The following is a 9,708-nucleotide window of genomic DNA, read 5'->3' as shown; positions in this document are numbered from 1 at the left end:
GGGGTGAGAACCGGCCTGAACGCGGGCTTGGCGGGCGATGCGGCACAATCGCAACGCGCCTCTGTTGCCACCAGGACGGACCGGATGAGTGGACCCAGTTTCAGCAGCGTTGCTCCGTTTGAAACCCATGTGGTGCTGAACCAGCCACCGCCGTTCGCCGGCCACCAGCTGTGGACCGACGACGTGGCGCTGATGGACGCGGTGCAGCGCGAGGGCGCCGCGCATTTCTCGCCACGACTGGGCGTGTACGGTGCGCTGGCCGGCGATGAGCTGTACACCCTGGGCTTCGATGCCAACCGTGACCGTCCGCGCCTGCGCACGCATGACGCGCAGGGCCATCGCATCGACAGCGTGGAGTTCCACCCGGCCTATCACCAGTTGATGGACGCGGCGAAGACGCATGGCGTGGCCGGGCTGTCCTGGCACGAGCCGCAGCCTGGCGCGCATGTTGCGCGCGCGGCGCTGAGCTACCTGCACCATCAGGCCGAGGCCGGCACCAGCTGCCCGTTGACCATGACCCATGCGGCGGTGGCGGTGCTGCAGTCGCAGCCGCACCTGGCCGACTGGGCGCGCAAGGCCGCCGCGCCGGTGTATGACCCGCGCGACGTGCCGGTGGCGGACAAGGCCGGCATCACCCTGGGCATGGGCATGACCGAAAAGCAGGGCGGCTCGGACGTTCGCGCCAACAGCACGCGTGCCGAGCCGATCGACGGCGAGCGCTATCGCCTGGTGGGGCACAAATGGTTCTTCTCTGCCCCCATGTGTGATGGCTTCCTGGTGCTGGCGCAGGCGCCAGCGGGAATGACCTGCCTGCTGATGCCACGCCGGCTCGCCGATGGCGACCGCAACGCGTTCCGGCTGATGCGGCTGAAGGACAAGCTGGGCGACTGGGCCAACGCCTCCAGCGAGGTCGAGTTCTGCGGGGCGCAGGCATGGCGGGTGGGCGAGGAAGGACGCGGCGTGGCCACCATCATCGGCATGGTGATGATGACCCGCCTGGACTGCATGCTCGGCGCAGCGGCAGAGATGCGCATGGCGCTGGCGCAGGCGCTGCACCATGCGCGGCACCGCCGCACCTTCGGCAAGCTGCTGGTGGAACATGCGCTGATGGCCAACGTGCTGGCCGATCTGGCGCTGGAGTCTGAAGCGGCCACGGTGCTGGCGATGCGCATCGCCCGTGCGGTCGACCGTGCCGGCGTGGATGCCAATGAAGCAGCGCTGGCGCGGCTGGGGACCGCGCTGGGCAAGTACTGGGTGTGCAAGCGTGCGGCGGTGTTCGTCAACGAAGCGCAGGAATGCCTGGGCGGCGCCGGTTATGTGGAGGAGTCGATGTTGCCGCGGCTGTACCGGCAGGCACCGTTGAACTCGATCTGGGAGGGCAGCGGCAACATCCAGTGCCTGGACGTGCTGCGCACGCTGTCGCGCGAGCCGGAGGCGCTGGCGGCATTGCGCGGTGAGCTGGCGGCGGTGGCCGACCGGGATGCGCGTTATGCAGCGGCCTTGCAGCGCTGGGCAGCGGCACCGCCGCCGGAAGAATCGCAGGCGCGGATCTTCTGCGAGCGCACCGCGCTGCTGTTGCAGGCGGCGTTGCTGCTGCGCGCGCGCAGCCCGATGGCCGAGGCGTTCGTGCGCAGCCGGCTGCACGGTGAGCATGGGCTGGCGTTCGGGACGCTGCCGGCGGGGGTGGATCTGGCGGCGATGCTGGCGCGCGCGCTGCCGTAGCGGGCGGCCAACGGCGGAGCCCCTCGTGGTGGGCGCTGCGGAGTCTGCGTTGTGAGCGGGCCGCGCGGGTGGGTTGCGCAGGGGGCGCTGCAAGTACGTCCATGTAAGCTCGGTCGCCGCATCCATGCGGCTCACGCCCCTGCGCAACCCACCCGCGCGGCCGCGGACACTTTCCGCGCGTCCAGCACGGAATCAACAGAAAAAGCAGGGAGCGAAAAGCAGAAAAGCCGCGGCGGTGCCGCGGCTTTTCCTGTAGCGCCGGCCCATGCCCGGCTGCCGGTAGGGCTTAGTGCTTGGCTTCTTCCTTGGCGGCATTCGCCTTCGCGTCGTTTGCGACATCGCGCGCCTTGTCGGCAACCTTCTGCGCGGCGTTGGCGGTGGCGTCGCTGGCGTGCGCGGCGGCATCGGTCGCTGCGTCCTTGGCCTTGTCGGCGGCATTGGCCGTGGCATCAGCGGCCTTGTCCAGGGCCTGCTGGGTATCGGCGGCGGCCTGTTCAGAGGCGGCTGCGGTCTTGTCGGCGGCGTCGCGGGTGGCGGCGGCGGCCTTGTCCACGGCGTCGCGGGCGGCGGCACCGGCGCTGTCGGCGGCCTGCTGCGCGTCCTGCTTGGCCTGTTCGGCTTCCGGGCCCTTGCAGGCGGCCAGGGCCAGCAGCAGGGAGGCGGCCAGCACGGTGGTGGTGATCGGACGAATCTTCATGGCGGTCTCCGCTGCTGCAATGGATGGGGACGCCAGCCTATTCATGCCGTTGTGAAGACCGGGCAAAGAAAAAGCCGCTGGCGAACCAGCGGCTTTTCCAGAACAGCGTGAAGAAAGAAGTGATTACTTCTTGGCTTCTTCAGCAGCGTCCTTGGCCTTCTCGGCGGTGCCTTCGGCAGCCTTGGCAGCGTCGGCAGCAGCGCCGGCAGCAGCGTCGGTGGCAGCAGCGCCAGCCTGGGCAGCGGCGTCGACCGAAGCGTCAGCAGCGGTGGCGGCGGTGTCAGCGGCCTGCTGGGCAGCGTCGGCGGTCTGGGCGCCGGCAGCGGCGGCCTGGTCGGCAGCAGCCTGGGCTTCGGTGGCGGCTTCGTTGGCCGAAGCAGCGGCGTCCTGGGCAGCTTCCTGCTTCGAGCAGGCGGCCAGGGCCAGAGCCAGGGACATCGCGACCAGCAGCTTGTTGATGCTCATTGTGTGAATCCTCGTCGTTAGATTAGGCAACGCGCAACTGCGCGCCGACAACATGATGACAAGCCAAGATTGGGTGTCAAGCGATCCCGCATTCATTTTTGCGAAATCATCGTTAAATCTTTTCAAATCAATTCGATGGCGATTGCCGTCGCTTCGCCGCCACCGATGCACAAGGTGGCAATGCCGCGCTTGCCACCGCGCGTGCGCAGGGCGTTGACCAGGGTCACCACCAGACGGGCACCGGACGCACCGATCGGATGGCCCAGTGCGCAGGCACCGCCATTCACGTTGAGCTTGTCATGCGGGATGCCCAGCTCGCGCATCGGCGCCATGGCGACCACGGCGAATGCTTCGTTGATTTCGAACAGATCGATCTGCTCCAGCGACCAGCCGGTCTTGGCCAGCAGCGCGTGGATCGCGCCGATCGGGGCGGTGGTGAACCACTCCGGTTCCTGCGAGTGGGTGGCATGGCCGACGATCCGCGCCAGCGGGTTGATGCCACGCGCAGCGGCGTCTTCCTCGGTCAGCAGCACCACGGCGGCGGCGCCGTCGGAAATGCTGGAGGAGCTGGCGGCCGTCACGCTGCCATCCTTCTTGAACGCCGGACGCAGGGTCGGGATCTTGGCGATGTCCGAACGACCGGGCTGTTCGTCGGTGGCGAACTCGACCTCACCCTTGCGGGTGGCCACCTTCACCGCGACGATCTCGTCGGCGAAGGCCCCATTGGCCTGCGCGGCCTGTGCGCGCTTGACCGACTCGATGGCGTAGGCGTCCTGTTCCTCGCGGGTGAACTGGTACTTGTCCACCGCGCATTCGGCGAATTCGCCCATCGCCTTGCCGTCGTAGGCATTGACCAGGCCGTCGTGGGCCATGTGGTCGACCGCCTGGAAGTTGCCGAAGCGGTTGCCGGTGCGCGAATTCGGCAGCATGTGCGGGGCGTTGGACATCGATTCCATGCCGCCGGCGACCACGATGCTGGCCGAACCGGCCTTGATCAGGTCATGGCCGAGCATGATGGTCTTCATGCCCGAGCCGCACACCTTGTTGAGCGTGGTGGCACCGGCCGACAGCGGAATGCCGGCGGCGATCGCGGCCTGGCGGGCGGGCGCCTGGCCGAGGTTGGCCGGCAGCACGCAACCCATGAGGACTTCAGAAACGTCGCCGGCAGGAACACCCGACTGTTCCAGGGCCGCAGCGATGGCGGCCGCGCCGAGGGTGGGGGTCGGCACGCCGGTGAACTGGCCGAGGAAGGAGCCGATGGCGGTGCGCTTGGCGGCGGCGATGACGATGTTGGACATGGCAATCTCGTTGATGCGTAAGCAAAGTTCGGAAAGGAGACCGCGGACGTTGGAAGCGCCCTGGTTTCCCGGCAGACTGCGTGGGGGTCGGCCCAAGTATAGAGGGTCGGGGAGGGCTGCCGCTGGGCAGCGCCGGTTACCTGCCGGGATGAAGGCAGGCCAACGTTCATGGGAAGGATTCGATGGAACGCACGACAACGGTCAAGACTGTCCTGGCAACCGCGCTGACGATGGCGCTCACGGCCTGTGGAGGTGGCGGGGGCGGCGGCAGCAATGTACGCGTCGACCCACCGCCGACCACGCCGACGCCACCGACCACGCCCACGCCGACACCCCCGGCGCCGGCCAAGCCGCAGGAGCCCACCTTCGACGCGCATCTGGCAGTGACCAATGCACGGCCGGCACAGGCGGCTGGCCTGACCGGCCAGGGCGTGCGCATCGGCATCGTCGACTCGGGCGTGCAGCGCAACGCCGCTGCATTGAACGGCCGGGTGATCGGCAACCTCAACTACATCGACCCGGCCCGCAACAATCTCGGCGTCGATGACGTGGTCGGCCACGGCACCGCAGTGGCCAGTCTGGCCGCAGGTACCGCCGTCGGTTCGTGGCCGGGCGGCATCGCGCCGGGGGCGCAGATCGTTTCGGCACGGATCATCTCCGACAAGCCGCCGGCCGATGACGGCAGCGGCAAGGGCAACGCGTTCAGCGGCCCGCTGGGCGTGGCCCAGGTCCACCAGGACCTGATCAACTACAACGTGAAGGTGATGAACAATTCGTGGGGCGGCCTGTACTGGACCGACCTGCCGACCACCGCGCAGGTGGCCGCCGAGTACCGCCCGTTCGTGATCAACCACGGTGGACTGGTGGTATTTGCTGCCGGCAACGACGGCCGCAGCGAACCGAGCAGCCTGGCCGCACTGCCCAGCCAGCAGGGCGTGGCCGGTTCGCTGCCGGCAGCCGACCTGGAGCGGGGCTGGCTGGTGGCGACCGCGGTGGATCCGTATTCGCCCGGCTCCCTGGCCAGCTACGCCAATGCCTGCGGGCAGGCGGCACGCTATTGCCTGGCAGCACCGGGCAGTGCGGTCTATCCCGATGCCTCGGGCGGCTCCTACTACTGGGACTACGGCACCTCGTTCGCGGCGCCGCTGGTGTCCGGCGCGGCCGCACTGGTCTGGCAGCGCTTCCCGTACTTCGACAACAACCTGGTGCGGCAGACCCTGCTGGGCACAGCCAAGGACATCGGCGCGGCCGGTGTCGATCCGGTGTTCGGGTATGGCCTGCTGGACATCGGCCGTGCGATCAACGGCCCCGGCCGCTTCGACTGGGGCGACGTGGTGGCCGACGTGGACACCGCCTCGACCGGGACGGTGTGGAGCAACGGCATCGTCGGCAGCGGTGGCCTGGTCAAGCGCGGCGGCGGAACGCTGGTCCTGAGCGGCAACAATGGCTACACCGGCGCCACCCGCATCGAACGCGGCATCCTGTCGCTGCGCGATGGCGGTGTGATCCGCTCCAACGTGACCATCCTTGGACAGCCTGACCCGGATTCCACCGGCCTGCAGTTCAACGGCGGCACGCCGCGCGTGGTCGGCAACGTGGTCAATGGCAGCAGCGTGTTCCTGACCACCGGCAACACCACCGGCACCATCGAGGGCAACTACACCCAGCAGGCCGGCGCGCAGCTGATGATCGCGCTCGGCGCCAGCGCGCTGCAGGTCACCGGCACGGCGGCGATCGATGGCGGCGTGCGCGTGCATGGTTTTGTATCCGGCTATGTGCCGCAGGACGGCAGCCGGCAGGACCTGATCCATGCGGCGGGCGGGCTGTCAGGTACGTTCAGCACCGCAGCCACTTCCAGTGGGCTGCAGGGTCTGTCGTTGCTGCAGACCAGCTATGGCTATGACAGCACCAACGCCTGGTTGAACCTGACCCGGGTCAGTGTCACCGCCGCCGCCTCCGGGCTGGGGGCCACGGCGCAGGCCGCCGCGCAGCGGCTGGACAGCGCGTTCACTACGCTTGATGGCAACAGCGGCCTGCAGGCGACGCCGTTCGGTGCGGCCGCCGGTGCGCTGCAATGGACCGGTGGCGGTCGTGAGGGCCTGGCGGCCAGCCTGCAAAGCCTGTCCGGGCAGGCGCATGCGCGCGCCGAGGCCGCCACGTTCGACAGCATCGACATGTCGCGGCGCGCGATTGCCGAGCGCTTCGATCGCGTGCAGGCCACGCCGCAGCTGCGCGGCAGCTGGCAGAGCGCGCTGGGCGAAGCCGGGCAGGGCAGTTTCGCCGGCAACAGTGCCGACAGCCGTGGCTGGATGGCCGGCCAGGACCTGCCGCTGGGCAGCAACGGCCTGATGGGCGTGGCCTTCGGCGAGACCCGCAGCAACGGCGGCAGCCACTTCGGCGGTGATCGTGGGCGTGATCGCCAGGCGCAGGCGCAGCTGTATGCCGGCTGGAACCTGGGGCGCGGCTATGCGCTGGCCCAGGTCGGCAGCGGCCAGTTCACCCGCGCGCTGGATCGCCAGCTGCTGCTGGGCGCCGGCGCCTATGGGGTCTCTGCGCGTTATGGCGGTCGTTTCAGCAGCGCCAGCGTGGAAAGCGGTTATCGGCTGGGCCGTGCCGGCGCTTCGATGACACCGTATCTGGGGGCCAGCACCACGCGCGTGGATACCGATGCGTTCAACGAGCTGGGCGGATTCGGCTTTGGTCTGCGCGGTGATGCCAACCGCGTGCAGCGCAGCCAGATGCTGGCCGGCATCCGTGGCGAGCGTGGCTGGGGGCGCTGGACGCTGCGTGGACATGCCGAGTGGCAGCAACGGCTGGACGGCGGTGACGCCGATTGGCAGGCCAGCTTTGTCGGCGTCGATGCCTGGGCGCCGCTGGCAGGCAGCAACGCGCCGCGTGGCAGTGCGCTGCTGGGCGTGGCGCTGGAGTCGTGGTGGGGCCGCAATGGCCGCCTGAGCGTGGGCTTCGACCAGCGCGTCGGCGGCCAGGGCGCGCGCCAGGCCGCGTTGCGCTACAGCACCGGGTTCTGATGCAACGGTCGCGCCGGGTGATGCCCGGCGCGACGCCTTCAGCCTCAGCCGCCGCGCAGATTACCCAGGCGCGGCGTGCTGCGGCCCAACGGCATCTTCAGCTTGCCGATGGACAGGATGCGGCTTTCGGCGATGCGGTCGGCGGCGCGCTGCGGTGCGATGTTCTCGCGCTGCGACAGTTCGAAGATGCGGGTGAGGTTGTGATAGATGCTGCGGATCAGGCGCATCGCGCGTTCGCGGTTGTAGCCGTCGATTTCCAGCGAGACGTTCATCACGCCACCGGCGTTGACCGCATAGTCCGGCGCATACAGGATGCCGCGTGCGTGCAGCTGGTCGCCGATGTCCAGGCTCGACAGCTGGTTGTTGGCGGTGCCGCAGATGATCTTCGCCTTGATCCGCGGCACGGTGTCGGCATTGATCGCGCCTTCCAGCGCACACGGTGCGAACACGTCGGCGTTCACTTCGTGGATCTCATCAGGCTTGACCGCTTCGGCGCCGAAATCGCTGACCGCACGATCGACCAGGGTGCTGTCCAGGTCGGTCACGTACAGCTTGGCGCCGCGGTCGCGCAGCAGCTTCACCAGTTCCATGCCGATGTGGCCCAGGCCCTGCACGGCGATGCTGGTCTTGCCCACTTCCTCGTGGCCGAACTTGAAGCGCATCGAGGCCATCAGCGCCTGCAGCGCTCCGTAGGCGGTGAACGGTGCCGGATCACCCGAGCCGCCATGGACCTGGTGCACGCCGGTCACGAACTGGCTCTCCAGGTAGATGTTCTCCATGTCGTTGACGTCGGTGCCGACGTCCTCGGCGGTGATGTAGCGCCCGCCCAGCGAATCGACATAGCGGCCGAAGGCGCGGAACAGCACTTCGGTCTTGTCGGTCTTGGGGTCGCCGATGATCACCGCCTTGCCGCCACCGACGTTGAGGCCGGCCAGCGCATTCTTGTAGGTCATCGTCCGGCTCAGCCGCAGCACGTCGGCCAGCGCCTCGTCGGTACTGGCGTAGGGGCGCATGCGCACGCCGCCCAGGGCCGGGCCCAGGGTGGTGTTGTGGATGGCGATGATCGCCTTCAGGCCGGCATCGTGGTTGTGGCAGAACACCACTTGTTCGTGGCCGGTGGTGGCGAGGGTTTCGAATAGCATGGCGTCTCCGATGGCACGAACAGCGGCGAACTGCAGCGAACGGCCAATGAACGGTAGGGTCCCAAAACAAAAAAAGCGACGTCGTCGGTGCAGGGGGACGGGTCGCGCGGCGCCATTCTAGTCCATTCCCCCGGCGCTTGCCGTCGACAGCGGCGGCGGTCCGGTTAAAGAAGATGAAAGTGCGGCCGATGCTGCGACGACGGCCGGTGGCCGGATCGGCGTGAAGAGGCAGGCGGTCAGTGACGGCAAGGGCACCACAACAACAGGGCAGGCAGCGATGACCGTGGCGTGGTGGCGACGCCTGCGCGGCTGGCTGGCGCGTTCGACCGGGGCCGCACCGTCGCGCCTGGCAGCCGTTTCGCGACAGGCGGTGGCCGCCGCAGCGGCCAGCCTGCAGGGCGAGGCCTTGCCTGCGGGCGAGATCGCCGGGCACCTGCAGCGTGGCCTGCACGCGCTGGCGCTGTACCCGCGGCTGGCCGGCGAGCCGGAGCCGGCGCAGAACGCCGGGCTGGCCGATGCGGTGGCGCGCGCGCTGCAGGCCCGCGACTGGGCGGCCCGGCAGTTGCCACGCCGGCCACAACTGCTGCCGCAGCTGATCCAGACCGTCAACGATGACGCTGCGTCTGCACGGGTGATGGCGGCGATCATCGGCCAGGACCCGGTGTTGACCGGCAACCTGCTGCGCATCGCCAACAGCCCGGCCTACAAGGTGCACGAGCGCCCGGTGGAGAGCCTGCAGCGGGCGGTCACCCTGGTCGGCACCGAAGGCGTGCGCCAGATCATCAGCGCCGTGCTGGTACAGCCGGTGATGCAGGTGCAGTGCGAGGTGTTCCCGCAGTTCAGCGCGATCATCTGGGAGCACGCGCTGCTGGCCTCGCGCGCCGCCGCCGACCACGCGCGCACGGTCACCTTCGGCGATGCATTCGCCGCGCAATGGCTGGGCCTGGTGCAGGGGTTGGGTTCGGCACTGGTGATGCGCCAGCTGCTGCAGGAGGCACAGGCGCGCGGCGAAAGCGTGGAGCCGGCATTGGCCCTGCAGCTGCTGCAGCAATGGTCGTTGCCGCTGGCACAACGCGTGGCTGCGGCCTGGGAGCTGCCCGAACCGGTGCACCAGGCGCTGGCACCGGAGGCCGAGGGACCACTGGCCGACAGCCTGCGCCTGGCCAGTGCCGCCGCAGCGGCCAGCCTGCTGTGCCGCCATGGCCACGCCAGCCAGAGCCGCATGCTGGCCCTGCTGGAGCAACTGCCGTCGGCCCCGCCGCATGCACTGCGCTGGATCTGGCGGCGCCTGCACGGGCGCAGCGTCGAAACGCTGGATGAGGCCGGGCAGGAAGAGGCCGCCCCGGCATCCTGAA

Annotated in this window: 7 protein-coding genes; 3 read left to right on the top strand and 4 right to left on the bottom strand. The window is 69.0% G+C overall.

The annotated features are described in order from the left end of the window. Positions 1 to 84 precede the first annotated feature (84 nt). Positions 85 to 1,722: an acyl-CoA dehydrogenase family protein gene (locus C9412_RS08200; protein ID WP_107231164.1), complete on the top strand. Its 1,638-nt coding sequence runs from the start codon at positions 85 to 87 to the stop codon at positions 1,720 to 1,722. A 286-nt stretch (positions 1,723 to 2,008) separates the two neighbouring features. On the opposite strand, the gene C9412_RS08195 is transcribed toward C9412_RS08200, so the two are convergent. The 3 genes from C9412_RS08195 to C9412_RS08185 form a co-directional block, all read right to left on the bottom strand. Beyond that, complete coding sequence (locus C9412_RS08195) at positions 2,009 to 2,419, bottom strand: hypothetical protein (RefSeq protein ID WP_107231163.1); 411 nt, start codon at positions 2,417 to 2,419, stop codon at positions 2,009 to 2,011. A gap of 123 nt (positions 2,420 to 2,542) precedes the next feature. Beyond that, positions 2,543 to 2,884, bottom strand: a complete 342-nt coding sequence (locus tag C9412_RS08190; protein ID WP_004153024.1) for a hypothetical protein — start codon at positions 2,882 to 2,884, stop codon at positions 2,543 to 2,545. A 122-nt stretch (positions 2,885 to 3,006) separates the two neighbouring features. After that, on the bottom strand, positions 3,007 to 4,182 hold the full coding sequence (locus C9412_RS08185) for a thiolase family protein (RefSeq protein WP_107231162.1): 1,176 nt from the start codon (positions 4,180 to 4,182) through the stop codon (positions 3,007 to 3,009). Positions 4,183 to 4,364: 182 nt separating this feature from the next. Between C9412_RS08185 and C9412_RS08180 the strand changes: the two genes are divergently transcribed. Then, on the top strand, positions 4,365 to 7,211 hold the full coding sequence (locus C9412_RS08180) for an autotransporter serine protease (RefSeq protein ID WP_107231161.1): 2,847 nt from the start codon (positions 4,365 to 4,367) through the stop codon (positions 7,209 to 7,211). Between the two features lie 44 nt (positions 7,212 to 7,255). On the opposite strand, the gene C9412_RS08175 is transcribed toward C9412_RS08180, so the two are convergent. Then, positions 7,256 to 8,353: a Glu/Leu/Phe/Val dehydrogenase dimerization domain-containing protein gene (locus C9412_RS08175; protein WP_107231160.1), complete on the bottom strand. Its 1,098-nt coding sequence runs from the start codon at positions 8,351 to 8,353 to the stop codon at positions 7,256 to 7,258. Between the two features lie 277 nt (positions 8,354 to 8,630). On the opposite strand from C9412_RS08175, the gene C9412_RS08170 reads away from it, so the two are divergent. Then, positions 8,631 to 9,707 carry an HDOD domain-containing protein gene (locus C9412_RS08170; protein ID WP_107231159.1) on the top strand — a complete coding sequence of 359 codons (1,077 nt, stop codon included), beginning with the start codon at positions 8,631 to 8,633 and terminating at the stop codon, positions 9,705 to 9,707. Position 9,708: the final 1 nt, after the last annotated feature.

It is taken from the genome of Stenotrophomonas sp. Nf1, from assembly GCF_003028475.1.
Classification (GTDB): domain Bacteria; phylum Pseudomonadota; class Gammaproteobacteria; order Xanthomonadales; family Xanthomonadaceae; genus Stenotrophomonas.
Note: the sequence above shows the minus strand (reverse complement) of the source record. Positions and strands in the feature narration are given on the sequence as shown.